Genomic DNA, 25,143 nt, shown 5'->3' on the forward strand with positions numbered 1-25,143 from the left:
CGGGCGGGCATCAGAAACCAAGAACTCGAACCCCGAGGGAGCCAACGTGGCCGACAACCAATACGACATTCTGGTCCTGGGCGGAGGATCCGCCGGGTACTCCGCCGCACTGCGCGCGGTGCAGCTGGGTTACAGCGTGGCGCTGATCGAGAAGGAGAAGCTGGGAGGTACGTGCCTGCACTGGGGTTGCATCCCCACCAAGGCGTACCTGCACTCGGCCGAACTCGCCGAAGGCGCCCGGGAGTCGGAGAAGTACGGCATCAAGGCCTCCCTCGAGTCCATCGACATGGCGGCCGTACGCGAGTACAAGAACAAGGTCGTGCAGGGCAAGTACAAGGGTCTCACCGGGCTCATGAAGATGCGCAAGGTGGACGTGATCCAGGGCAACGGCAAGCTCACCGGCCCCAACACCATCGACGTGGACGGCACCACCTACACGGGTGAGCACATCATCCTGGCCACTGGTTCCTTCTCCAAGACCCTGGGCATCGAGATCGGCGGCCGCGTGATGACCTCCACCGAGGCCCTCGAGATCGACTTCGTGCCCAAGTCCGCGATCGTGCTGGGCGGCGGCGTGATCGGCTGCGAGTTCGCCTCCATGTGGCGCTCCTTCGGCGTGGACGTGACCGTGATCGAGGGTCTGCCCCACCTCGTGGCCAACGAGGACCCGGCCATCGTGAAGATCGCTGAGCGCGAGTTCAAGAAGCGCGGCATCAAGTACAACCTGGGCACGTTCTTCGAGAAGGTCGAGCAGAACGACGACGGCGCCAAGGTCACCCTCGCGGACGGCAAGGAATTCGAGGCCGAGATCGTGCTGGTGGCCGTGGGCCGCGGCCCCAACACCGAGGGCATGGGCTTCGAGGACCAGGGCATCCCCATGGACCGCGGTTTCGTGACCCCCGACGAGCGCCTGCACACGGGCGTGGCCAACATCTACGCGATCGGTGACATCGTCCCCGGCGTGCAGCTCGCCCACCGCGGCTACCAGCAGGGCCGCTTCGTGGCCGAGGAGATCGCCGGGCTCAACCCCGTGGTGGTCCCGGACATCAACGTCCCCAAGGTCACGTTCACCGAGCCCGAGATCGCCTCCGTGGGCTACTCCCAGCCCAAGGCGGAGGAGAAGTTCGGCAAGGACAACGTGGAGACCTTCGAGTACAACCTCGCTGGCAACGGCAAGAGCTCCATCCTGGGCACCGGCGGCATCATCAAGCTGGTGCGCGAGAAGGACGGACCCATCGTGGGGTTCCACGCGATCGGGACCCGCATCAGTGAGCAGATCGGTGAAGGCCAGCTCATGGTGAACTGGGAGGCCTACCCCGAGGACGTGGCGGCATTCGTCCACGCCCACCCGACCCAGAACGAGGCCATCGGTGAGGCAGCGATGGCATTGGCCGGCACTCCGCTGCACGGCTGATCCACTGCACCGGGTGCCCGCCCCACGGGGTGGGCACCCGGCCCCTCACCACCCCGGGACCGCACGGACCCGGGACACGTTGCACATTTTCCGATCTTTAGAGAGGGACGGACGACACAATGTCTGAAACCGTTAACCTGCCCGCGCTGGGCGAGTCTGTCACCGAAGGAACCGTGACCCGCTGGTTGAAGCAGGTGGGCGACGAGGTGGCCGTGGACGAGCCCTTACTCGAGGTCTCCACCGACAAGGTCGACACCGAGGTCCCCTCCCCCGTGGCCGGCGTCGTCGAGAAGATCCTGGTCGACGAGGACGAGGACGTGGAGGTCGGTGCCCCGCTGGTCGTCATCGGTGACGGCTCCGGTTCGGGTTCCGATGACTCCTCGGACGCTTCCGCCGAGGAGGTCGAGGACGCCGCGACCGAAGCCGATTCCGGTGAGAACACCGAACAGGCCGCGGAGACCGAGACCGAGCAGGCCCCCAAGGCCGACACCAAGCAGTCCTCGGGCAACTCCGTGGAGGTCACCCTGCCCGCGCTGGGTGAGTCCGTGACCGAGGGCACCGTGACCCGCTGGCTCAAGGAGGTCGGCGAGCAGATCGAGGTCGACGAGCCCCTGTTGGAGGTTTCCACCGACAAGGTCGACACCGAGGTCCCCTCCCCCGTGGCCGGGACCCTGCTGGAGATCAAGGTCCAGGAGGACGAGGACGCCGAGGTCGGCCAGGTCCTGGCGATCGTGGGCGACGAGTCCGCCGCCGGCTCCGGTGGCTCCGACTCCGACTCCGACAACGGCTCCTCCGACGAGTCGGGTGAGACCAAGGCCGAGCAGATCGAGGACGCCGCGACCGAAGCCGATTCCGGTGAGAACACCGAACAGGCCGCCGAGGCCAAGGCTCCCCAGAAGAGCTCCGGCTCCGAGGAGAAGCCCACTCCCGCCAAGCAGTCCGAGTCCGGTGCGTCCTCCGATTCCGGTGCCAAGTCCTCGGACTCCGGTACCAAGGACGTCCCCGGCTACGTGACCCCGCTAGTGCGCAAGCTGGCCCGTGAGAAGGACGTGGACCTGTCCACGATCACCGGCACGGGCGTGGGTGGGCGCATCCGCAAGCAGGACGTGCTCGCCGCCGCGGAGGAAGCCGCCAAGCAGTCCGAGGCTCCCCAGGTCCAGGACACCGGCGCCAACATGGCACCGGCCGTGTCCCGCCAGGGCTCCGAAGCCCAGCCGGCCTCCGCCCCCGCCCCGGACGCCAAGCGCGGCACCACGGAGAAGGCCCCCCGCATCCGGATGACCATCGCCAAGCGCATGCGCGAGTCCCTGGACGTCTCCGCCCAGCTCACGCAGGTGACCGAGGTGGACATGACCCGCGTGGCCCAGCTGCGTCAGAAGGCCAAGGACCAGTTCCAGAAGCGCGAGGGCGCCAAGCTCACGTTCATGCCGTTCTTCGCCAAGGCCGTGGCCGAAGCATTGCAGGCGCACCCCGTGCTCAACGCCACGTTCAAGGAAGAGTCCAAGGAGATCGTCTACAACGCCTCCGAGGACATCGCGATCGCGGTGGACACCCCCCGCGGGTTGCTTGTGCCGGTCGTCAAGAACGCCGGTGACCTGAACCTGGGTGGTCTGGCCAAGCAGATCGCGGAAGTGGGTGCCGCCGCCAAGGACGGTTCCATCTCCCCGGATCAGCTGACCGGTGGGACCTTCACCATCACGAACATCGGTTCCTTCGGTGCTCTGTTCGACACGCCCATCATCAACCAGCCGCAGGTCGCCATCTTGGGCACGGGCACGATCGTCAAGCGCCCCATGGTGCTCACGGACGCGGACGGCAACGACACCATCGCCATCCGCCACATGTGCTACTTGTCCCTGACCTACGACCACCGTCTCGTGGACGGCGCGGACGCCGGCCGGTTCCTGGGCACGCTCAAGAAGCGCCTGGAAGCGGGTCAGTTCGAGTCGGAGGTCGGCCTGTAAGGGTTGCCCTGTGACCCACCGCGGTCAACCGTTCGGTTGATTTCCCGGCCGCCGGGATGTGTTCTGGATCACTCAGAACGCATCCCGGCGGTTTCGTGTGACGGGGCTCCGATAGGCTCGAATCATGTCTTTCCTCTTCAGCCTGATGTTGTTCCTCCACTTCCTCGGTCTAGCCGTCATCATCGGCACGTGGCTCTTCACCATGAAGCGCCCCACCGTCACGTCCGGTCAGTTCTGGGCCGCGATCGTGATGCTGCTGACCGGTCTGGTCATGGTGGTCTTCCGCGAGATGCAGGACGGTTTCGCGGTCAACCACATGAAGATCGGCGTCAAGCTGATCATCCTGCTCGTCGTGGCCGTCGCGGCGTTCATCGGGATGCGCAAGACCAAGCGTGGTGAGCCCGTATCCACCGGGCTGGCCCACGCGGTCGGCGGTCTGGCCGTGATCAATGCCGCCGTCGCCGTGTTCTGGTGAGCCACCCGCTTCCCTGAACGTCCCCCGTTCCCACCGCACGCCCCGGCGCCGCGCGTTCCCTTGGGATCGCGACGGCACAGGGGCTTCGCGTTGCTCACGACCCGCGGGTCAGCGCCTCCGCCCATGGGCGGCGGCTGCCTCGCAGCCACCCGTTGCGGACCTGTCGATGCCGTCGGCGCGCGGCAGCCTCCCACGGCGATCCGACCATCATGACGAGACCTTCACGAGCCGACCCTCATGTCGCAGCCGTCGCGCGGGGGCCGTCATGGGCCGCCTCTCACGGGGCGGCCTCGACCGGTGTGACGTCGGCGAGCCGCCACCCCTGCGGGGTGTGGGTCACCGAGATCCGCAGGGTCTGAAGGGCCTCGTCCCCCTGCCGGGTCACGTGGGAGCCCGTGGGTAACTCGCCGTGCCAGCCCCGCGTCCGGACCTCGGCGTCGTAGGTGCGAGTGCGGGCCGCCTCGGCGGGCGTGAGACCCGACCCGGCGCGGGGCCGCTGTTCGGTCAACCGGGCGACGTCCATGCTGACACCGGACAAGGCCGTGAATCCCGATCCCGAGGTGTCCTGGGCCTTTGCGCGCCGGATCAGGTCCCGATCCCGCGCGGCGAGTCCCGAATCCGCGACGTACACTTCCGCGACGGCCGTCTCGTCCCCGGCCGCGAGCGCCGCCGCGCGGGCGGACACGAGGCCTTCGACGGCCCTTCGCGCCTCACCGTCCTTGTCCTGCATGGTCTCTCCTGGCGCGGTGGCCGATCGCTCGGTGGCTTCCCTGGACGCCCCCGCAGCGTCCGGCACGGGGGTCGCCCCAGGGGACCGCGAGCTCGTTCCGGAGGGTGTCCCGGCGGCCGCATCCGGGGGCGAGGACGCCGTTCCCGCCTCGGCTGCCGACGTCGCACCGGATTCGGCGGGCCTGGCGACGGGCCCGCCAGCGTCCCACGCGAGGAATCCCCACGCCAGGGCCGCTGCACCCAGGACTCCGGCGGCCGCGAGCCACGCCCTGCGCCGCACGGATGTGTCCACCCCGGCCACGGCGACGCCGCCCGGGCTCATCCGAATCCGACGCGGGGGAACGAGCCGACGGGGAACGGGGCGCAGTGGCATGAGGCGGCGGGGCCGCACCACGGTGCCGTCCGCGCGGATGACCTCCGGGGTCATGCGTTCGGGTGGCCGGCCGACCGGTTTGCTCCGCGGTGCGGAGGCCGAGAAACCCGCGGCGAGTTCCTGCGCGGAGGGGCGCGCGGCGGGGTCGTCAGCCAGGGCGGCTTCGAGCATCAGCACGAGGTGACGCGGCGCGGCGGGACACATGAGCGTCAATGGCACCCGGTGCGACTCGGGGCCGGGGTGGCGGCCCGTGAGCGCGAGCCACCCCAGCACGCCCAGGGCATGCACGTCCTGCACCGCGGTGTATGCATCCTCCGCGGGGCCGAGCGCCACCCCGGGGTGCGTGGGCCGATCCGCGACACCCCATGGCACGGGCCCCACCGAGCTGCCCGCGGGAACGCCGTAGCCGTCCACGAGCGCGCGCTCGTCCAGCGTGAGGAGGACGTGATGCGCCGCGAGGTCCCCGTGCACCCAGCCACGCTCGTGCAGGTGCGAAAGCGCACGGGCGACCGCCGCGAGAACCGGCGCGGTGTCCTCCGGCCGCAACCGTCCCCGGTCGCGCATGGTGTCCTCAAGGGTCTTGCCGCGGACGTGGTCCGCCACGAGCGCCCGGGATGCGCCGTCCCCGCCGAGGGTCGCGCGCACGCTCACGAGCTCGGGATGCGGTGACTCCGCCCATGCCTCGACGAGGGCGGCGATCTGCTCCTCGCCGGCCCGCCGGTGTTCGCGGTCCTCGGTCACGACGAACGTGACGGTGTACTTCTCATGGGTCGTGCGTTCCCGGGCCAGCCACGTGCGGGACCCACCGCCCTCCCCGAGCTTCTCCACGAGTTCGAGACCGTCGCGCTCGACCGTCTCGGCGGCCGGATCGCTCATCGACTCGGGCGACTCCGCACGGTCGGCGGGCTGCACACGGTGGGCGGGTACCGAATGGCCGGCGGATACCGCACTAGCGGAGGGGGCCGCACCCGGGGACGCCGCGGCGTCGTCGTACCCCTCGCGGCCGTGACGACGCCGCTCACCCGCGCGCACGGCCCGCAGGCGGTCCCGCGCGCTGTGCCCACGCGACGGCGCGGACGCGTCACGGGTCCTGGACGGCGCCTCGAGCTGCTCCGGTTCCTGCTCTGCGTTCATGACCCCACTGTGCCGGGAAACACGGCGGCCCGCTCGCGTTATCCACAGACGGGCGGAAGGGATAGGCTGGCGGAATGGCTCTGCACTTCGAACGCATCGGTCTGGCACCGGACTTCGTGAACTACCGCGAGTGCTTGGACCTGCAGCGGGAGGTCCATGGCGAGGTCGTGGCCGGAACCCGCGGCAACACGGTGCTGATGGTGGAACACGAACCCGTCTACACCGCCGGGCGCCGCACCGAGAAGCACGAGTACCCGTGGGACGGCACGGACGTGGTCCCGATCGGCCGGGGCGGGAAACTGACCTACCACGGCCCCGGGATGCTCGTGGGGTATCCCATCGTGCGCTTGCCGATCCCCTTGGACGTGGTGCGCTTCGTGCGTGTCCTGGAAGAGGTCATCATCGCCGTGGTCCGCGACTTCGGCGTGCCCGCGACCACCGTGGAGGGCCGGTCCGGCGCGTGGGTGCTCGCGGACGAGCGGGGCCCCGATCGCAAGATATCGGCGATCGGCGTGCAGGTCTCCAAGCGTGCGACGATGCATGGTTTCGCCTTGAACTGCTCGAACGACCTGCGCCCGTTCGGCAAGATCATCCCGTGCGGGATCACGGACGCCGGCGTGACTTCGATCAGCCAAGAGACCGGGAATCGGATCGACCCGGCGGACGTTGTGCAGCGTATGGAGCAGGAACTCGCGGCCCGTGAGGCGGACCTGTGCGTCGCCTTCGAACCCGATGTCCCGGCACCGCCCGTGCGACTGCCGCACACGGGTGACTCCCGAGCGAGGGACGCCTCACCCACCGCGGTGTCCTGACCGGGCCACAGCCACCGCACGAATCGCGGATCGTCGAGAACAGACCCCTGAGAACGGCCCGTACCGCTCATCCGCGTGGACCGGGCCCCGCCAGCGCCACCAGCGAGGAGTACTCATGACCATCGCCCCCGAAGGCCGCAAACTGCTGCGCGTCGAGGCACGCAACGCCGAGGTGCCCATCGAGAAGAAGCCCTCGTGGTTGAAGAACACCGCCAAGATGGGACCCCAGTTCACGGAACTGAAGTCCATGGCCCGGGGTCGCGGGCTGCACACGGTGTGCGAGGAAGCCGGGTGTCCCAACATCTACGAGTGCTGGGAGGACCGTGAGGCCACGTTCCTGATCGGCGGGGACACGTGCACGCGCCGCTGCGACTTCTGCGACATCGCCACGGGCAAGCCGGGCATGGTGGACGTCGCCGAGCCTCGCAAGGTCGCCGAGTCCGTGCGTGACCTGGGACTGCGCTACGCGACCGTGACCTCGGTGGCCCGTGACGACCTCGCGGACGGCGGCGCATGGCTCAACGCCGAGACCATTCGCGCGATCCACGCCCTGAACCCGAGCACGGGTGTGGAGATCCTGATCCCCGACTTCAAGGGTCAGCCGGACGCCCTGCAGCAGGTCATCGACGCCCAGCCCGAGGTCTTCGCGCACAACCTGGAGACCGTCCCCCGCATCTTCCGCCAGATCCGTCCCGCGTTCGCGTACGAACGGTCCCTGGACGTGCTGACGCAGGGCAAGGAGAACGGGATGATCGTGAAGTCCAACCTGATCCTGGGAATGGGCGAGACCGACGACGAGGTCTACGACGCCCTGTGCGACCTGCACGACGCCGGGTGCGACATCATCACGCTCACCCAGTACCTGCGCCCCGGGCCCACGTTCCACCCCATCGACCGGTGGGTCAAGCCCGAGACCTTCGTGGAGCTGTCCAAGCAGGCCGAGGAGATCGGCTTCCTGGGCGTAATGGCAGGGCCCATGGTGCGTTCCAGCTACCGCGCCGGCAAGCTGTGGGCACGCGCCATGAAAAAGATGGGCCGCGAGATCCCCGAGCACCTGTCCCACATCGACGACTCGGGTTCCGCGAGCCAGGAAGCCTCCTCCCTGTTGGCCCGCCTGGGCTGATGCCCGCGTCAACACCGCTCCGCGGACGACGCCGCCCGCTTCCGGGCGGCGTCGTCCGTTCCGAGCGCCGCGCGGCACCCGGGAGGGCTTCCCTACGGACGAGACGCCGCGTCGTCGGGCCTCAGCGGATAGAATGGCGGAGATCCCCTGTGTCAGCGAGTGCGAGGAAGAACTGTGTCACCAGCCACGTCCACCAAGGCCAAGGCCGCCGAACGCGACCGTAAGCGCGAGGAGAAGCGCCAGCGCAAGGCCGCCAAGGGCCCGGGCATCTTCGCGCAGATGAAGCAGGTCTTCCAGATGACTCGCGAGCGCGAGCCGAACATCCTGTGGTGGATGATCCTGCTCGGCCTAGGCGTGCTGCTCGTGTTCCTGCTCATCGGTGTGCTACTCGGCAACTGGATCACGTGGTTGCTCATCGGCATCCCGTTCGCGGTGCTCGCCGCCGTGATCCTGCTGTCACGGCGGGCCGAGAAAGCCGCATTCTCGCGCATTGAGGGACAACCCGGTGCCGCGGGGGCCGCGCTGTCCACCCTCAAACGCGGGTGGATCGTGGAGGAGGAACCCGCCGCGATGGATCCCAAGTCCAAGGACCTGCTGTTCCGCGCCGTGGGCCGCCCCGGTGTCGTGTTCATCACCGAGGGCCCGGTCAACCGCGTGGACAAGCTCGTGAAGAAGGAACGCCGCCGCATCGGCCCGGTGATCCAGAACGTCCCCATCCACGTGCTCAAGTCCGGCAACGGCGAGAACCAGATCCCCCTGAGCAAGCTCACCAAAGAGATGAAGCGCCTGGAGAACAAGCTCACTAAGCAAGAAGTTCAGGTGGTCCACCGCCGGATGAACACCCTGCAGAACAAGCTGCCGATCCCCAAGGGCGTGGATCCCATGCGTGCGCGCCCAGATCGTAAGTCCATGCGCGGTCGCTGAACCAGCGCCCACGGGCCGTGGGGCGATCCTGCTGATCAGCGCACGCGCACCAGGACGGTGTCGACCGCGCGATCGTGCAGACCCCGTTGGTCCTCGTCCGCGATCAGCGCGGGGATCACCAGACACAACAGCAGCGTGCGAAGGGCCGCTCTGCCGAAACCGGCGGGGCGGCCCTTCATCGTCTGGACCTGCAACCCCATGATCCAGTGCCCCGGGGTGCGCCCGAAGAACCCGACCATGAGCACGCTGATCACGAAGAACACCGCGAGGTTCATCAGCCCCGACCCGTTCCACTGCGCCAGGAACAGCCCCGCGAGAACCACCGCAAGCACCCAGTCGATCACCAGGGCCACCAGGCGCGCAGGGAAGCGAGCGATCGAGCCCGGCCCCTCAGCGGGGCGACCCAGACGACGACCGGGGTACGGCTGGCTTCCCTGGGGGGCGCCGTCGAGCCACGAGCCCATGTCCTGGCGAGAAATCATGACTTCACCCTAACGGGCCGACGTGGGAGCTCGTGCACCCGCCGGTAGACTGGGGCTCGTACTGACCGGTCGGCGAGCCCTCCGTGCATCACGCTCCGGGCGTTACACGGACGAAACATTCGTGTCATGGACGGGCAACGCCAGGTTCCTACGCTGGACATCAGAACCGAACGACCGCGGTGGTCCCCGCCACCGCGGCGTCGATCGGACGCCCACACAGAAGGAGAACAGGTCCATGTTCCAATCAGCCGAAGAAGTGCTCGCGTTCCTCAAGGACGAAGAGGTCATGTTCGTCGATCTGCGTTTCACGGACATGCCCGGTGTGCAGCAGCACTTCAACCTCCCGGCCAAGGCGGTGGACGAGGACTTCTTCACGGACGGACAGTTGTTCGACGGTTCCTCCATCCGTGGTTTCCAGGGCATCGCCGAGTCCGATATGCAGCTGATCCCGGACCCCCAGTCCGCGTTCGTGGACCCCTTCCGGCTCGAGAAGACGCTCGTGGTCACGTGCTCCATCGTGAACCCGCGCACCGGCGAGCCCTACCACCGCGACCCGCGCGGTGTAGCCGAGCGCGCCGAGGCGTACCTGGCCTCCACCGGTATCGCGGACACCGCGAACTTCGCGTCCGAAGCCGAGTTCTTCGTCTTCGAGGACGCCCGCTTCCAGGTCTCCCCCGAGCACACCTTCTACCGGATCGACTCGGACGAAGCCTCCTGGAACAGCGGCCGTGAGGAAGAGGGCGGCAACCTCGCGAACAAGACCCCCGTGAAGGGCGGCTACTTCCCCGTGTCCCCCGTGGACAAGCAGGCGGACCTGCGCGACGCCATGTGCGTGGCCCTGGACGAGGTGGGCCTTGAGGTCGAGCGCTCCCACCACGAGGTCGGTGCCGCGGGTCAGGCGGAGATCAACTACAAGTTCTCCACGCTGACCGCCGCCGCGGACGACCTGCTCAAGTTCAAGTACGTGATCAAAAACACCGCGGACTCGTTCGGCAAGACCGTCACGTTCATGCCCAAGCCCGTCTTCAACGACAACGGCTCGGGGATGCACTGCCACCAGTCGCTGTGGAAGGGCGGGGAGCCGCTGTTCTACGACGAGAAGGGTTATGCAGGCCTGTCGGACGTGGCGCGCTGGTACATCGGCGGCCTGCTGGAGCACTCCTCCGCGGTGCTCGCGTTCACCAACCCCACCGTGAACTCCTACCGCCGCCTGGTCAAGGGCTTCGAGGCCCCCGTGAACATGGTCTACTCGCAGGGCAACCGCTCCGCGGGCATCCGGATCCCCATCACGGGCACCAACCCCAAGGCCAAGCGCCTGGAGTTCCGCGCGCCGGACCCCTCGTGCAACCCGTACCTCGCGTTCGCCGCGCAGCTGATGGCCGGGCTGGACGGGATCCGCAACCGCATCGAGCCGGCGGACCCCATCGACAAGGACCTCTACGAGCTGCCCCCGGAGGAGGCCAAGGACATCAAGAAGGCCCCGGGCACCCTGTCGGAGGCGCTCGAGGCCCTTGAGGCGGACCACGAGTTCCTGCTCGCCGGTGACGTGTTCACTGAGGACCTGATCGAGACCTGGATCGAGTACAAGCGTGAGGTTGAGCTCAAGCCGCTCTCTGTGGTCCCCCACCCGCTGGAGTTCCAGATGTACTTCGGCGTCTGATTCCCCGCTCCACACGGACGCAGCCCCGCTCCTCGCGAGCGGGGCCGCGTTCGCGTCACAGCACGGGCGACGTCGCCCGCTCGCCTCGTGGGGGCCGCGCCACACGCCGGGTGGCCGGGTCCAGTAGCCACAGGTAGATGCCGTACGTCAGGGCCACGAGCGCGGCGATGACCCGCGCCGCGAAGAGGTTCAGGTCCAGGTAGGGGAACACGTCCAGCTGGTCCGCCACGGCGTAGACCATGAAGAACGCGGTCACGAAGAACAGCACGTCCACCTGCCAGTCGTCGCGGATCCCGGAGATCGCGAACAACGGGATGAGCCACACCACGTACCATGCCTGGATGATGGGGGCCAGCAGCACGAACGCGGCGAGCGCCCACGCGAGCCGGCGGAACAGTTTGGCGTCCCGCCCCACGAACATCAGCACGACCACCACCGCGGCGGAGAGCACCGTCCCGGTCGTGTGCACGGCGTCCATCCACGCGGAGCCGTTGAACCCCCACGAGTTGCCCACGAGCTGCGCGAACAACCCCAGCAGTCCGATCGGCGCGTACCAGATGTACACGGTGCCCGGTGTAGAGACCGCGGAGACCCACCCGAAACCGAAGCCGTTGACGAATCCCATGAGCGCCAACAAAGCCGCGGAGTAGGCCAGCGTGAGGGCCCAGATCGCGAACCGGCGCGGCCATGACGCACCGCGCCCGGCCCAGAGCAGGCCCACGAACGGCAGGAAGATCAGTGTGATGGGCTTGATCGCCACAGACAGGGTCACAAGGGTCGTGCCCGCGATCCCACCCTTCCAGTTGCGGTGCATTGCCGCCACGTAGGTCCCGATCAGGGCCAGGGCCAGCATGATCGCGTCGTTGTGGGCAGCCACCACGAAGTTCGTGAGGAACAGCGGATTGGCCACCGATAGCCACATGGTCCGCCGCGGATTGACGCCGTGCAGCCGGGCCAGGCGCGGGATGACCCACATGCACGCGATCACGGACACCACGCACAAGGCCCGAAACAGCAGCACGGAGGCGTCCGGGTCCGCACCGGTCACGAGGACCACGAGCTGTTCGAGCCACAGGAACACCGGGCCGTACGGCGGCGGGGATTCCGCCCATAACTGGTCCGCGCCCAGTTGGAAGAAGTTGTCGATCGTGGAGACCCCGGACTCGTACGGGTTCAACCCGTTCGCCATCACGCGGCCCTGCCCGATGTACGAGTACACATCCCGACTGAACAACGGGATGCTCACGAGCATGGGCGCCGCCCACGCCGCGATCGAGATCAGCACCCAGCGGGCGCTCTCCGGTCCCCACGGTCTGAGTTTCTGGCCCAGGCGCAGCCACTGCCGCACCAGGAGCATGGCTCCGAGGGCGAGCATCACGACCGAGACCACCACGCCCACGGTCTCGAAGCGCATCCACATGATCAGCGGGATGCGCCGCAGCGAGGACACGCTCGCGAGCCATCCCACGCCCAGGGAGCCGAACAGCAACATGAGCGAGCCCAGCGAGCCCATCACCACGGTGCGGGTCAATGACACCGAGGACGTCGCGTCCCGTCCCGGGGCTGCGTCCCGTCCGGTTCCGGGGAGCGTCGGGTGACGTTCCGTCCTGGACGTGATGCGCACTACGGGCCTCCCGGTGCTTCCGCGGTGGCCGCAGATGAGGGGTCTGGGAATCGTCCGCCGCGGCGCGCGGTGCGCGGGGGCGGCGTCGGGGTGATCCTACCGTGCGACGTCGTACGCCAACCGGATGCCCGGGGCGAGGCAGCGTCGCGGGGGTGCCCGCACGACGCGATAGATTGGAGGGCGTGACGACTGCAAACCGGAGAATAGTGTGGATCGACTGCGAGATGACGGGGCTGTCCCTGTCCGATGACGCGTTGATCGAGGTGGCCGCGCTCGTGACCGACGACGAGCTCAACGTGCTGGGCAGTGGCGTGGACGTGGTCATCAAACCCCCGCAGGCCGCGCTGGATCAGATGTCTTCTTTCGTGCGGAACATGCATGAGACATCCGGGCTGCTGCCGGAGCTCGAGAACGGCATGGACATGGCGCAGGCGCAGGACGCGGTGCTGGACTACATCCGCAAATGGGTCCCCGAACCGGGCAAGGCGCCGCTGGGTGGTAACTCCGTGGGGACGGACAAGACGTTCCTCACGCGGGACATGCCGCAACTCGTGGATCACCTGCACTACCGGGTCATCGACGTCTCCACGATCAAGGAGCTCGCGCGGCGCTGGTACCCGCGCGCGTACTTCCAGGCGCCCGAGAAGACGGGCAATCACCGTGCGCTCGGCGACATCGAGGACTCGATCGACGAGCTGCGATACTACCGCCACATCCTCTTCCCCGGCGATCCCGGCCCCACCTCCGACGACGCCCGCAAGATCGCCGCGCTCATCAAGGCCTCCCCGACCCGCTCGGGTTCCTGACCGGGACCTGACGCGTTCAGGCGCTCGATGCAGGAATCCGCCCGGGCGTGCGCTATAGTGGTCGTCGTTGCCCGGAGGGATCGAACGGTTCTTCCACGGGTTCAATGGTGGGCGTAGCTCAGTCGGCAGAGCGCCTGGTTGTGGTCCAGGAGGTCGCGGGTTCAACCCCCGTCGCTCACCCCATGCACGAGGTGCGAACATCGATCGGTGTACCGGTCGGGGTTCGCACCTCGTTCTCGTTGGCGGGTCAGTCCTGCATGACCTCGACCGCCCGCTTCCCAGCGGCCCGTCCGGCCTGACCACTCCCACCGCTGCGGCCATCCCCGCCACCCCGACCGCCCGCGCCCGCCGTCCAAATGCACGGTGGAGGAAAAGCAGCTTGGCGCGCGAATATCTGTTCTAACTCAGTAAAAGCACAGCCGGGGGTGCTCCTATGTTCTGAGTCAAACCGCGAGGGTGGTTGGTTCGGGGCTGGGGGTAGGTGCCATTGCGGAGCATCGCGTAGATGACGTTGCAGCGGCGGCGGGCGAGGCAGATGACGGCGGCGTGGTGTCGGTTTCTCTCGGCGCGCTTCCGGTCGTAGTAGGCCTTGGAGATCGGATCTGAGTCCGAGGCGACCCACGCGGAGTAGAACAGCGCGTTCTTCGGGCGTTTGTTGCCGGATCAGGCGGGGAACTCACTCCTGATCGAGGTCCCTGATCTTCGCGTGACCGGCGCGACGACGGCGTAGGCTGCGAGATGGCCTGCGGTCTCGAATGCGGAGCCATCGCCGATGGCCAGGAGGATCTGGGCGGCGGTCTTGATGCCGATCCCCGGCATGCTCATCAAGACCCCGGCGAGAGAGAAGTCCTCCAGCATAGCCTCGACCTCCCGGGCTACGGTCGCGCGTTGTTCCTTCAGCTCCTTGACCTGCCCGGCCACCCTCGGGATCACCAACTCCACGGCCGCGGTCGCTGGAACGACCACGGTCTGCTCGCTGAACGCCGTGAAGATCCGATCGACCAGCACCTCCGGGTCAGCGGGATGGATCTGTGTGGGCAGAGACCGGATCCGGTTCAGTGCCCGGGTGGTCTCGTGGGCGAGGTCCGCGGCCTTTCGCATCGCCAACCCGGGTAGGTAGGCCACCGCGCAGCCGACGTCGCGAGCGACTGCGATGGGCAGGGCTCCGATGGTGTTGGGCTGATCGACGACCATCAGCACGTCGCCGTGCTCCTGCAGGTGTGTGAAGAGGTCGCGCGGCTGGGCCTCGTCCTGCGGGAGGGGCTTGTCGAAGAGCCTGTTCCCGTCGGGGTCCAGCGCGCAGGCATGATGCCCGGTCTTCCCCACGTCCAGGCCGATTACGGCCGCGAATCTGGCGTTCATGATGTCGTCCTCGTTGAACGCATCACTGCTGGTCGCAGTCTTGAGACCCGATGCCGGCACCCACGTTACGAAGAGACCTCAGAGAAGCTGCCGTGTCCCTATGAGAGGTCAACGCGTGTCTCTCGACCGGGCGGCAACACCCCCCCGGACCATGGATGGCTGGGCAGACAAGCCATACCCGGTCGAGCACCAAACGCCCGGCGATCGGGGGTACTCACAACGTAACTGGCGGGCACCACGAAGCCCCTCCTACCTCCGAGCGCGCCGCGAGGTGGGAGGGGCTTCCTCGATCTTGCTTAGAACCGGAACGGAATGGGGATGGGCCCGCAGCAGCAGACTCCACTCACGTCGCCGCGGCCCGCGGGGCCGAGCATGAGTGCCGCCCGGTAGCAGGCCGCGAAACGGAGCATCGTGGGGATGATCCCTCGGATCACGCCGTACTGCGCAATGATGCCGCGCACCGCCGCGGAGCAGGACTGCCCGCCCCGTGCCACGAGATGCGCGCACGTGAATCCTTTACGCGGTGAGAGGTGGCGCTGGTATCCGCGGATGAGACGATCGACCCCACGGCGGGGTGCAGTGGCTACTCGAAGCAGTACGTCAGTCAAGGGCGACCGGCTCCTCTTCCCATGAGCATGATCGTGGTGTGCACAGGGTCATGGCTTGAGGACCACCTTGATGCAGCCGTCCTTCTTCTCCTGGAAGATCTTGTACATCTCCGGTGCGTCCTCCAAGGACACGTGGTGGGTGGCCAGTGACTCGAGGCCGAGGACGTCGTCCGGGCGGCTCGCGATCTCCAGCAGCTCATCGGTCCAGTGGCGCACGTGGCACTGGCCCATGCGCATGCTGATGCCCTTGTCGAACATCTCCATCATGGGCATGGGATCCGCCATTCCGCCGTACACGCCCGACACCGAGACCGTGCCCGCGCGGCGCACGCTGTGGATCGCGGTGTGCAACGCGTCCAACCGGTCGATACCGGCCGTCTCGATGGCCTTGCGCCCGAGCGGCTTGGGCAGTCGCGCCGCACCGGCGACGATCTTCTCCGCAATGGGGTTGCCGTGCGCTTCCATGCCCACGGCATCCAGGACGCCGTCGGGGCCGCGCCCATCCGTCATGTCGACGAGCGTGTCGGAGACCTCGTCCACCTCACGCATGTCCACGGTCTCGATCCCCCAGCTCTTGGCCAGGGCGAGGCGCTCGTCCACACGGTCCACGGCGATGATCCGCTTGACGCCCTGCAGCTTGGCCGAACGCACCGCGAGCTGGCCCACGGGTCCGAGGCCCAGCACCGCGAGGGTGTCCTCCTCCCCCACGTTCGCGTACTTCACGCCCTGCCACGCGGTGGGCAGGATGTCGCTGAGGTAGAGGAAACGCTCGTCGTCGAAGTCCTTGGGCAGTTTCACGGGGCCGAAGTCCGCGTGCGGGACGCGCACCATTTCCGCCTGGCCCCCGGGGACCGACCCGTAGAGGGAGGAGAAACCGAACAGCGCGGCGCCCGTTCCCATCTCGCGGACCTGGGTGGTCTCGCACGCGGCGTACAGCCCGCGGTCGCACATCCAGCAGTGACCGCACGCGATCACGAACGGGACGACCACGCGGTCACCGGGTGCGAGGTTGCTGACCTCCGGTCCCACTTCTTCCACGATGCCCATGAACTCGTGACCCATCACGTAGTCCTTCTGCAGGTATGGGCCCAGCACGCCGTAGAGGTGCAGGTCCGAACCGCAGATCGCGGTGGACGTGACCCGCACGATGGCGTCGGTGGGATCCTGCAGAACGGGATCGGGGACGTTTTCGACCCGGACGTCGCCAAGTCCTTGCCATGTGAGTGCTCGCATTCACCCAGTAAAGCATGATCACCCCGCCCGGGCACCACCCCTGCAGGGGGGGGTCGAACCTGGGCGGCGCACCGCGTAGCGTGTCCCGTATGACCGCATCGCATCAGGTTGCCCTCGTGGCCGGAGCCTCCCGTGGACTGGGGCTGCTCGTGGCCAAGGAACTTCTCTCGCGTGATTTCGACGTCGCCGTGTGCGCTCGCGACGCCGCCGAGCTGGCCCGCGCGCGCGAGATGCTGTCCCCGTTCGGCACGGTGCACGACTACGTGTGCGACGTCGCCGAGGCGGACCAGGTCGAGGCCTTGGTGCGGGATGTGGAGCGCGATCTGGGACCGGTGGACGTGCTCATCACGGTCGCCGGGATCATCCAGGTGGGCTCGGTGGAGGGTGTCACGGTGGAGCAGTTTCGGGACGCCGTGACCACCATGACCATGGGTCCCGTGCACACCGCGCTCGCGGTGTTGCCCGGGATGCGCGAGCGTGGCCGCGGCCGGATCGGCACGATCGCGTCCGTGGGCGGACTGGTCTCCGTGCCGCACCTGTTGCCGTACTGCACGGCCAAGTTCGGCGCGGTGGGGTTCAGCGAGGGTCTCGCGGCGTCCCTGTCGGGGACCGGCGTCACCGCCACGAGCATCGACCCCGGCCTCATGCGCACGGGATCGCACGAGCGCGCCTACTTCACGGGCGAGTCGCAGAACGAGTACGCGTGGTTCGCGCCGTCCGCGTCCCTGCCGGTGTTGTCCATGAACGCCGACCGCGCGGCCCGCTTGATCGTGGACGGCGTTCTCGCGGGACGCCCGATCGTGCTGCTGGGGTGGTTGCCCAAGGTCGCCCAGCGAGTCCGGGGTATCGCCCCCGGGCTCACGATTCGCGCGTTGGGCGTGGTGAACCGGGTGCTCCCGTCCGCGTCCCCCCAGCAGACGGATCTCGTGGTGGGGGCCACCGCCAAGCAGCGCCTGGGATCCCGCGTGGTCAACGCCCTGAGCACGCTCGGCAGCAAGGCCGCACAGCGCAACAACGAGCGCTGAACGAACCGCGGTCGTCCGGCTCGCCGGTGCGCCCCGTGCCGGACGACGGCGCGCGCGGCGGCGGCATGCAGCGGCAGCGCCTGGCGGCGTGGTTCGCGACGGCTGTGCAGCATGGCGTGACGCGCCCTCGCCAGCCGGGTCAGCGCCGTCGCACCCTAATCCCTCGGTACACGATGCCCAGCGCCAGCACGAGGACGCCGCCCGCCACGGACGCGATCGGGAGCGTGACCACGAGGACCACGCACAGCACCGTGCCCAGGACGGACACCGCGCGCGGGTAGCGGCGATGCGGCCCGGTCTGCGTGAGCGCACTGAGGTTGGCCACGAGGTAGTACAGCAGCACCCCGAACGACGAGAAGCCCACCACCCCGCGCACGTCCATGGTGAACACCGCGATCACGACCACCGCTGCCACCACGATTTCGATGCGGCGCGGGACGCCGTGGCGCTCGTCGAGCACGGCGAGGGGCGCGGGCAGATCCGCCGTGCGGGCCATGGCCAGGCCGGTTCGACCGATCCCCGCCGTGAGCCCCAGCAGCGCCCCGAGCGTGGCGGCAGCGGCCGCAATCGTGACCACAACCGTGGTCCACGGCCAGTCGGCGGCCGCGGCGAGGTCCGCGAGCGGCGTCGTCGTACGGGACAGGGCCTCGGGACCGAGGACGTGCAGCGAGAGCACCGCGAGTACGCCGTAGATCACGAGGACCGCACTCAGGGAGATGACGATGGCCCGGGGGATGATCCGGGCGGGATCGCGCACTTCCTCCCCCATGGTGGCGATGCGTGCGTACCCGGCGAAAGCGAAGAACAGGAGTCCCCCGGCCTGCAGGACGCCGTACGCCCCGCCCGGCGGTGCCGCACCGAAGGTTGATGCGGCGGGGCCGGACCCGGCGAAGAGCCCGGCCACGATGACCACGGCCAGGCCCGCGAGCACGATACCCACGAGCACCTTGGTGGCCGAAGCAGTGCGCGTCACGCCGAAGCAGTTGACCGCGACCACACCGAGCACCGCGAGAGCAGCGACGGGCCGTTGCCAGGGCTCGGGGACCACATAGGCGGCGAACGTCATGGCCATGGCCGCGCAGCTCGCGGTCTTACCGGTGAGGAAACACCACCCGGCGAGGAACCCCGGCCAGGGGCCGAGGCGCTCGCGACCGTAGACGTAACTACCGCCGGCCACGGGGTACTGGGCGGCCAGCTGGGCCGAGGACAGTGCGTTGCACAGTGCGACGACCGCGGCCAGCACGAGGGCCAGCGGTAACCAGGCGCCCGCGGAGGCCGCAGCGGGGGCGAACACCACGAAAATGCCGGCGCCGATCATGGAACCGAGCCCGATGGTCACGGCGTCCGTCAGGCCAAGTCTGCGGTGCATGGCGGAAGGATTCGTCACGAGGCTCCCGGGTTTCACATCACGTGCCCGTGACACACCAATGGGCGGGCCGCGTATCGCGTCCCGCCCACGGTGGTGTCATGTGCACTTGTCTGTCGTGGCTCTCGAAGGTGGCCTAGAAGACGGGCTTGCCGCCGGTCACACCGATCACCGTGCCGGAGACGTAGGACGCCTCCGCCGGGCTGGCCAGGAACACGAACGCCCCGGCCATCTCGGAGGGCTGTCCCGCGCGGCCGAGCGGGGTGTCCGACCCGAACTGAGGCATGCTCTCGCCGGCCTTGGTCGCGGGCTGCAGCGGGGTCCAGATGGGTCCGGGGGCCACGGCGTTGACGCGGATCCCCTTCTCCCCCAGCTCGCTGGCCAGGTTGACCGTGAAGTTGTTGATCGCGGCCTTGGTGGAGGCGTAGTCGATCAAGTTCTCGGACGGGTCGTAGGCCTGGATGGAGCTCACGTTGATGATCGAGGAACCACTCTTCAGGTACTGCAGCGCCTGCTGGGAGACCCAGAACAGGGCGTACAGGTTGGTCTTGAAGACGCGGTCCATCTCCTCGGTCTTCAGACCCTGCAGACCGCCGTCACGGCGGGCCCATTGGAAGCCCGCGTTATTGACGAGGATGTCCAGGCCGCCGAGCTGCTCGGCGGCATCGTCCACGACCTGACGGGCGGTGGCTTCCTCGCGCAGGTCCGCGGGCAGCAGGACGGCCTTGCGACCGGCCTTCTCGATCCACTGCTTGGTGTCCTGCGCGTCCGATTCCTCGTCCGAGAGGTAGTTGATGGCCACGTCCGCGCCCTCACGGGCGAACGCGATGGCCACCGCGCGGCCGATGCCGGAGTCGCCGCCGGTCACGAGGGCCTTGAGACCCTCGAGGCGACCGCGGCCCACCCAGTTCTCCTCACCGTGGTCCGGGAAGGGCTGCATGTCCGTGGACAGGCCGGGCGGGGTCTGTTCCTGCTCGGGGAAACCGCCCTCTTCACCGGCGAGTTCCCGTGCTTTCCTGGCTGCTGCGTACTTGTCTTCGGTCATGTGTCCATTGTGCCCCGCCGTACCCCGGGCTGTCGCCCACCCGGGAGGATGAAACCGCTGGTCGGTCCCGGATGACGCTGCGGGTCAGACCGCGGTTGTGCGCTGCTGCTGACCCGTGGGATCCATCCCGTGCTGGACGCCCCACAACACGGCCTGACTGCGTCGCTCCACGCCCATCTTGCGGTAGGCGGAACGGATGTAGGACTTCACCGAGTTGATGCTGAGGTAGCAGTGCCGGGCGATTTCGTCATTGGTGAACCCCTGCGTGATCAGCGCGATCACCTCCGCCTCACGCGTGGAGAGCCCCTCGGGCCGGCCGGGCCAGTCCGGCAAGGTGATGTCCTCCCGCACTGGTTCGGGGGCCACCACGCGCTCCCCCTCGTGCACGCGCACGAGGGCGTCCGCGAGTTCGTCCCCGGTGAGCTCCTTGGAGAGATAACCGTGTATGCCCAGATCGAGTGCTTCGTCAACGTGCTCGGCGCGCACGTGCCACGTGTACATCACGACCTTGAGGCAGTGGGGGTCATCCAGTAGGCGCATCACGTCATGGGTGCCACGGTCCTTCGCGGCGAACGCGTCATAGAGCACCACGTCCGCGTCCGTGTGCGGCAGACACCCGGAATCGAGTTCCACGACCCGCAGGCGCGGATGACCCTGCAGCATACTCGCCACACCCTGGAGGACCACGGGATAGTCGTTGATCAGGGCCAGGGTGATGACAGGGCGTTCGGAACTCACACCCCGAGCATAATCGTATGCTCACGCATCATCGGTCGAACCCTGTTCGAAGACGTGCCAGTCCTCCCCCGCGCGTGTCAAGACCCCCAAGTTGCGGAGTTCCCGCAGCCACCCCTCCATGGGGTCGAACCCCCACGTACGGCGGAAGAGGTTGGCGTTGCGGGCGATCGCCGCGGCGTGCTGGACGGGCGGTGACTGGGTCGGGTGGTACTGGTGGTACGCGGCGGCTCCGCCGAGCCACCACAGGCTCCCCCCGCTCGCGGCCAGGCGCTGACCGAAATCCGTGTCCTCGCCCCCGTAGCCCACGTAGCGCTCGTCGAATCCGGCCGCCGCGTGCCATGTCCGTACCGTGGTCGCCATCGTCAGCGACCACAGCATCCGGGGGTCGCCCTCGACCAGTTCCCCGGGCCCCGGCAGCACGCGGGCGGCGTGATCCCGTCCCGCGCGGGCGACGCCCTCGGGCGTGTAATCGGCCTCGGTCATTCCCTCCGGGAGGTACTGCACGCGCCCGCTCACCACGGCGCGCTGGTCTGCGAGCCGCTCGAGGGCGCGCGTGTAATCGGCCATCAGGTCACGGTGGGGAAGGCAGTCCACGTCCAGTAGCACCACGGTGTGCGCACCCAGCTGCTCCGCGCGTGCCACGCCGGCATTGCGCGCGGCGGCCAATGGCAGTTCGGCGGCCGGCGGCAGTTCCACGAGGTCGGTGGGCAGTTCCGGCCGTTGCTCGAGCACTCCGCGGATCCCGGGATCGCCCATGCTCACGACCACATGGGTGACCGGGGGTTCGCTCTGCGCGGCCACCCAGTCCCGTTGCCGCCGCAGGTGGGTGTGCCGTCCGCTCACGATCGTGATCAGGGCAGCGGCCGTCACGACGTGACCCCGTGCAGCAGGTCCTCGAGCGCGCGCGCCGCACGGTATGCGCCGTCGCCATGGCGCCACGCGTTCCAGCGGGAGCCGCCGAGTTGCCGGGCACGTGCGAGCAACCGGGGCCACGCGGCGGCGGCGGGCCAGTGCTGCAGGCCCACGCAGATTCCCGCGCGCTCGAGCGCGGCGGCCGTGGCGGCTTGCTCGTCGTGCGGTCGCGGCTGGGCGACGACGACGGCGCGCGAGTGCGCCGCGGACAGCTCCGCCACGGCGTTGTTGCCCCCGTGGGAGACGACGACGTCCGCCTCGTGCAGTTCGCGCCACAGGTCCGGGGAGGGGTTCTCCGGCGAGCGCACGGTCCACGACCACCCGGGGGTCGCCGCGCGAGCCGCCTCGATCTCGGTGTCCCCCACGTCGGTCCCGCCGCGGCCCCAGACCACCAGGACGCGTTGGCCGCCGACGTCGCTCGCGCCGCTCCCGCTCGCACCTCGCGTCGCGGTGCGCTCACCGGGAGCTGGCTCGCCGGAAGAGTACGCGCCGGGAACGTGCTCGGCGGAGGATCCCGGCACCCGCACGGGGACGTCGAAGCGGGAGATGGCCCCCGTGAACGTGGTCTTACGGGTCCATTCCTCGGGCCAATAGGTCTCCGCGGTCTCCCGGGACCACGGCGCGATCAGAGCGGTCGCGGCGTCGTACGCCGCACGGTGGGTGCGGTCGGTGCGATCCCCCCGCATGGCCATGACCACGGTGGGCACACCCATCAGACGCGCGAGCAGGGTGACCTCCGCGGAGGTGTCCGTGACCATGAGTTCCACATCCGAGCGCAAGCGCTGCGCCATGAGACCCATGCGTTCCCGGTACCCGGGATGCTCGAGAGGCGCCCAGTGCAGCACGTCGTTGGCGGTGGGGTCCACGGGGTCCTGGGCGACATCCGGGGGCAGCTGGACCCACTCGCCGGGCCACGCCTCCGGGCGCTCCAGGGAACTGAACCCCGTCACGGGCACCGTGAGTTCCCGGGCGATCTGGGTGGCCCGGTTGCGGTGGCCCAGGCCCTGGTGGTGGATGTAGTACCCAATCACGCGCTCACCAGTTCCCGGTAGAGCGCGGCGTAGGCGTCCACGGTGACGTTGAGGGAACAGTGCTCGAGCGCGTAGTGGCGCACCCTGGTGCGGTCCAGGGCCACCACGCGGGGCAGCTCCGCGACCGCGGACGCCACCGTCTCCACCTCGCTCGCCCCGGGCTGGGACGTGTGCCCACCGGGATCGCGCACGATCTCGCTCAGGCCGCCGCGGGCCACCGCGAGCACGGGCGTGCCGCACGCCATGGCCTCCGCGGCCACGAGGCCGTAGGGCTCCTCCCATGCGGGCGTCACGAGGCTCGCGGCGCTATTGCCCACCAGGGTGCGCAGCTGCTGCGTGTCCAGGTGACCCACGTAGGTGATGTCCTCGTTGAGCAACGGCTTCAGCCGCGCCTCGAAGTAGTGCCGATCCGCGATGGGCCCGGCGATCCGCAGTTTCCACCCGGCCTTGCTCGCGATCAGCGCCGCGATGTGCGGGGCCTTCTCCGGGACCACGCGCCCGGACCACACGAGGGCATCCCCGCCGGGTCCCGGCCGCCACTCGTGCGGGTCCACGCCGTTGCGGATCACGCGGGCGGGCGTGACCTTGCTCCACATCTGGGCCACCGAATCGCTCACGGCCACCGTGGGTGCCGTGGGCGTGAGACGCAGCGCGGGTTCGAGCCACGGGGTGGCCGGGGTGTGAAGGGTGGTCAACAGAGGTTGCGGGATGGCCGGGGACATCACAATGGGCAGGAAGTGCAACGAATTGTTGTGCACCACGTCGATGTCCGGGCGGCGTGCGAAGTCCCGCATGACCTGCAGGTACGAGAAGGTCTCCCGCACCTGCGCCTCCGGTGGCATGGCGACGTCGTTGCGCGCCTCGTCGCTGAGCACGAGCGGTTCCACGTCCAGTTCCTCGACCCCGAGCTCGGGGTCGGAACCCGGCGCGGCGAAGACCACCACCTCCATCCCGCGGCACTTGAGCCCGCGGGCCAGGTGCCATGTGAAGGACTCGAGACCCCCGGAGAACGGCGGGGCGATCGGGAACCGGTCGTGCGCGAGCAGTGCCACCTTCATGCGGCGTCCCCTTTCCCGGCCTCCCGGACCACGACGGCGCGGCGGTAGACCTCGGCGTGGGCTGCGGCGATGCGACGTCGTTGTTGGGTGCGTTCCAAGGCGCTCGCCTGCCAGGGCGCGTTCCCGCGCAGACCCGCGAGCGCTTCCCGGATCTGATCGGCGTCCGGCTGACCGTCCCGGTCCCAGTCGAAGCGCAGCACACCCGGATGCTGCTCGTGGTAGAACCCCACGGACGGCGCCAGGACATGGGTGCCCAGGTCGTAGCACAGTTCGAGCCACCCGGAATGGGTGCCGAAGCGGTACGCGAGCACCGAGAGATCGAGCCCGCGCAGGTACTCCCACAACTGCTCGTCGGTGTAGAACTCGTGGACGTTGACCTGAACGTTGAGTGTCCGACGCGCGGTCTCCAGTAGGTGACTCACCACGGGGTCGTGGTGCGGGGTGCCCCGGGTGACCACGTCTGTGTGGACGTCGAGCTGCAACCGGATCTCCCCGCGGGACGCGCATTCGAGCAGCACGCGGGCCACCGGCAGGGGGTTCATGTTCGCCCGCATGCTCTTGAGGTTGAGTCCCACCACGGGTACGGATCCCACGGGCGCGTGATCGCGCCACCGGTCTAGCGGGAGCAGGTGCGGGTGCGGGATGACCGTGGCCCGGCGGCCCCAGCACCGCTCGATCACGCGTGCGGCGCCGTCGGTCAGGGTAATCAGTTCGTCGGCGGCCGGGATCAGCACGTCCAGGGCGGCGTCCTGGGCAGCGGGGTCCGTCTGGTGGGGGTTGCGCAAATCGTGCACCGTGTAGACGAACGGTTTGCCCAGCTCGTGCAGGGTGTCCACGATCCGTCGCAGCTCCGCGGGTGAGGTCTGGTCGAACCCGAAGTGCAGGTGGTAGATGTCGAACTCGTGTGCGTGCCGCCGGATCCAGGCCTCGCTCAGCATCACGAGGGGCCACCACGGAGCTCCGGGGACCGGGTGTGCGGGCGCGGGGTCCGGCAACCGGTGGACGGGCTGCACGGCGCCGGGGTCACTGAGGTGCTCGACGTACACGTGACCGTGGGGTAGGGACGCGACCCTCACTCGATGTGACCTCCTGCGCAGAACTGACGTGAACGGATGGGACGCCCGCTGGCTGTGCGGACCGGGAACGGCGCGGGATCCGGCGCCTGAGCCGGTTGTGTGCACGGCCCCCGGCGACGATACACACATTACTGATGGTCAGGGACACGATATATTGTCCTCCGTCCGC

The 25,143-nt window shown here is 68.6% G+C and carries 21 protein-coding genes, 1 tRNA gene and 1 pseudogene; 10 read left to right on the plus strand and 13 right to left on the minus strand.

Features of this window, described 5'->3' with window-relative positions; all coding sequences use genetic code 11:
- Window positions 1-46: 46 nt before the first annotated feature.
- The 3 genes from lpdA (at window position 47) to J1M36_RS00945 (ending at window position 3,853) form a co-directional block, all read left to right on the plus strand.
- Window positions 47-1,414 (plus strand): dihydrolipoyl dehydrogenase, encoded by a 1,368-nt coding sequence (gene lpdA, locus J1M36_RS00935; protein WP_064845175.1) that lies wholly within the window; start codon window positions 47-49, stop codon window positions 1,412-1,414.
- Between the two features lie 119 nt (window positions 1,415-1,533).
- Entirely contained in the window at window positions 1,534-3,378 is a 1,845-nt protein-coding gene (gene sucB, locus J1M36_RS00940) for a 2-oxoglutarate dehydrogenase, E2 component, dihydrolipoamide succinyltransferase (RefSeq protein ID WP_206478350.1), read from the plus strand.
- Window positions 3,379-3,502: 124 nt separating this feature from the next.
- Complete coding sequence (locus J1M36_RS00945; RefSeq protein WP_035961358.1) at window positions 3,503-3,853, plus strand: hypothetical protein; 351 nt, start codon at window positions 3,503-3,505, stop codon at window positions 3,851-3,853.
- 277 nt (window positions 3,854-4,130) lie between these two features.
- On the opposite strand, the gene J1M36_RS00950 is transcribed toward J1M36_RS00945, so the two are convergent.
- On the minus strand, window positions 4,131-6,089 hold the full coding sequence (locus tag J1M36_RS00950) for a protein kinase (protein ID WP_206478358.1): 1,959 nt from the start codon (window positions 6,087-6,089) through the stop codon (window positions 4,131-4,133).
- A gap of 74 nt (window positions 6,090-6,163) precedes the next feature.
- On the opposite strand from J1M36_RS00950, the gene lipB reads away from it, so the two are divergent.
- The 3 genes from lipB (at window position 6,164) to J1M36_RS00965 (ending at window position 8,948) form a co-directional block, all read left to right on the plus strand.
- Complete coding sequence (gene lipB, locus J1M36_RS00955) at window positions 6,164-6,901, plus strand: lipoyl(octanoyl) transferase LipB (RefSeq protein ID WP_098054537.1); 738 nt, start codon at window positions 6,164-6,166, stop codon at window positions 6,899-6,901.
- A 115-nt stretch (window positions 6,902-7,016) separates the two neighbouring features.
- Window positions 7,017-8,024: a lipoyl synthase gene (lipA, locus tag J1M36_RS00960; RefSeq protein ID WP_085105942.1), complete on the plus strand. Its 1,008-nt coding sequence runs from the start codon at window positions 7,017-7,019 to the stop codon at window positions 8,022-8,024.
- Between the two features lie 174 nt (window positions 8,025-8,198).
- Window positions 8,199-8,948 (plus strand): DUF4191 domain-containing protein, encoded by a 750-nt coding sequence (locus J1M36_RS00965; protein ID WP_035961354.1) that lies wholly within the window; start codon window positions 8,199-8,201, stop codon window positions 8,946-8,948.
- A gap of 35 nt (window positions 8,949-8,983) precedes the next feature.
- Here the strand turns inward: J1M36_RS00965 and J1M36_RS00970 are convergent, their stop codons facing one another.
- Window positions 8,984-9,430 carry an RDD family protein gene (locus J1M36_RS00970; protein WP_064845162.1) on the minus strand — a complete coding sequence of 149 codons (447 nt, stop codon included), beginning with the start codon at window positions 9,428-9,430 and terminating at the stop codon, window positions 8,984-8,986.
- A 235-nt stretch (window positions 9,431-9,665) separates the two neighbouring features.
- Between J1M36_RS00970 and glnA the strand changes: the two genes are divergently transcribed.
- Window positions 9,666-11,090: a type I glutamate--ammonia ligase gene (gene glnA / locus J1M36_RS00975; RefSeq protein ID WP_064845161.1), complete on the plus strand. Its 1,425-nt coding sequence runs from the start codon at window positions 9,666-9,668 to the stop codon at window positions 11,088-11,090.
- A 55-nt stretch (window positions 11,091-11,145) separates the two neighbouring features.
- On the opposite strand, the gene mptB is transcribed toward glnA, so the two are convergent.
- The gene (gene mptB, locus J1M36_RS00980) at window positions 11,146-12,627 is read right to left on the minus strand and encodes a polyprenol phosphomannose-dependent alpha 1,6 mannosyltransferase MptB (protein ID WP_342358260.1); all 1,482 of its coding nucleotides are present in this window, start codon (window positions 12,625-12,627) and stop codon (window positions 11,146-11,148) included.
- A 269-nt stretch (window positions 12,628-12,896) separates the two neighbouring features.
- Here mptB and orn point away from each other — a divergent pair, with 269 nt between their 5' ends.
- Window positions 12,897-13,520, plus strand: coding sequence for an oligoribonuclease (gene orn, locus J1M36_RS00985; RefSeq protein ID WP_098054541.1), 624 nt, complete (start codon window positions 12,897-12,899; stop codon window positions 13,518-13,520).
- Between the two features lie 107 nt (window positions 13,521-13,627).
- Window positions 13,628-13,703, plus strand: a tRNA-His gene (locus J1M36_RS00990).
- A 216-nt stretch (window positions 13,704-13,919) separates the two neighbouring features.
- Here the strand turns inward: J1M36_RS00990 and J1M36_RS00995 are convergent.
- The 3 genes and pseudogenes from J1M36_RS00995 to J1M36_RS01005 all read right to left on the minus strand — a co-directional run bounded on the left by J1M36_RS00995 (window position 13,920) and on the right by J1M36_RS01005 (window position 16,723).
- A pseudogene (locus tag J1M36_RS00995) lies at window positions 13,920-14,882 on the minus strand (transposase).
- Between the two features lie 296 nt (window positions 14,883-15,178).
- Window positions 15,179-15,490 carry a membrane protein insertion efficiency factor YidD gene (yidD, locus tag J1M36_RS01000; RefSeq protein ID WP_231885405.1) on the minus strand — a complete coding sequence of 104 codons (312 nt, stop codon included), beginning with the start codon at window positions 15,488-15,490 and terminating at the stop codon, window positions 15,179-15,181.
- A gap of 48 nt (window positions 15,491-15,538) precedes the next feature.
- Window positions 15,539-16,723: a zinc-dependent alcohol dehydrogenase gene (locus J1M36_RS01005; RefSeq protein WP_098054543.1), complete on the minus strand. Its 1,185-nt coding sequence runs from the start codon at window positions 16,721-16,723 to the stop codon at window positions 15,539-15,541.
- Between the two features lie 89 nt (window positions 16,724-16,812).
- On the opposite strand from J1M36_RS01005, the gene J1M36_RS01010 reads away from it, so the two are divergent.
- Window positions 16,813-17,748 carry an SDR family oxidoreductase gene (locus tag J1M36_RS01010; RefSeq protein ID WP_064845157.1) on the plus strand — a complete coding sequence of 312 codons (936 nt, stop codon included), beginning with the start codon at window positions 16,813-16,815 and terminating at the stop codon, window positions 17,746-17,748.
- Between the two features lie 139 nt (window positions 17,749-17,887).
- On the opposite strand, the gene J1M36_RS01015 is transcribed toward J1M36_RS01010, so the two are convergent.
- The 7 genes from J1M36_RS01015 to J1M36_RS01045 all read right to left on the minus strand — a co-directional run bounded on the left by J1M36_RS01015 (window position 17,888) and on the right by J1M36_RS01045 (window position 25,103).
- The gene (locus J1M36_RS01015; protein WP_064845156.1) at window positions 17,888-19,135 is read right to left on the minus strand and encodes an APC family permease; all 1,248 of its coding nucleotides are present in this window, start codon (window positions 19,133-19,135) and stop codon (window positions 17,888-17,890) included.
- A gap of 115 nt (window positions 19,136-19,250) precedes the next feature.
- Complete coding sequence (locus J1M36_RS01020; protein WP_085105936.1) at window positions 19,251-20,159, minus strand: SDR family oxidoreductase; 909 nt, start codon at window positions 20,157-20,159, stop codon at window positions 19,251-19,253.
- An 84-nt stretch (window positions 20,160-20,243) separates the two neighbouring features.
- A complete protein-coding gene (locus J1M36_RS01025) occupies window positions 20,244-20,897 on the minus strand; it encodes a response regulator transcription factor (RefSeq protein ID WP_167318579.1) in 654 nt (217 codons plus the stop codon).
- A 21-nt stretch (window positions 20,898-20,918) separates the two neighbouring features.
- Window positions 20,919-21,767 carry a galactosyltransferase-related protein gene (locus J1M36_RS01030; RefSeq protein ID WP_206478363.1) on the minus strand — a complete coding sequence of 283 codons (849 nt, stop codon included), beginning with the start codon at window positions 21,765-21,767 and terminating at the stop codon, window positions 20,919-20,921.
- A complete protein-coding gene (locus J1M36_RS01035) occupies window positions 21,764-22,840 on the minus strand; it encodes a glycosyltransferase (protein WP_206478365.1) in 1,077 nt (358 codons plus the stop codon). The genes J1M36_RS01030 and J1M36_RS01035 overlap by 4 nt, the downstream gene beginning before the upstream one ends.
- Entirely contained in the window at window positions 22,837-23,898 is a 1,062-nt protein-coding gene (locus tag J1M36_RS01040) for a glycosyltransferase (protein WP_193519412.1), read from the minus strand. Before J1M36_RS01040 ends, J1M36_RS01035 begins: the two co-directional genes overlap by 4 nt.
- Window positions 23,895-25,103, minus strand: a complete 1,209-nt coding sequence (locus J1M36_RS01045; RefSeq protein WP_206478367.1) for a glycosyltransferase — start codon at window positions 25,101-25,103, stop codon at window positions 23,895-23,897. Before J1M36_RS01045 ends, J1M36_RS01040 begins: the two co-directional genes overlap by 4 nt.
- Between the last annotated feature and the right edge of the window lie 40 nt (window positions 25,104-25,143).

The organism is Kocuria sp. KRD140, from assembly GCF_017168375.1.
Lineage (GTDB): Bacteria > Actinomycetota > Actinomycetes > Actinomycetales > Micrococcaceae > Kocuria > Kocuria marina.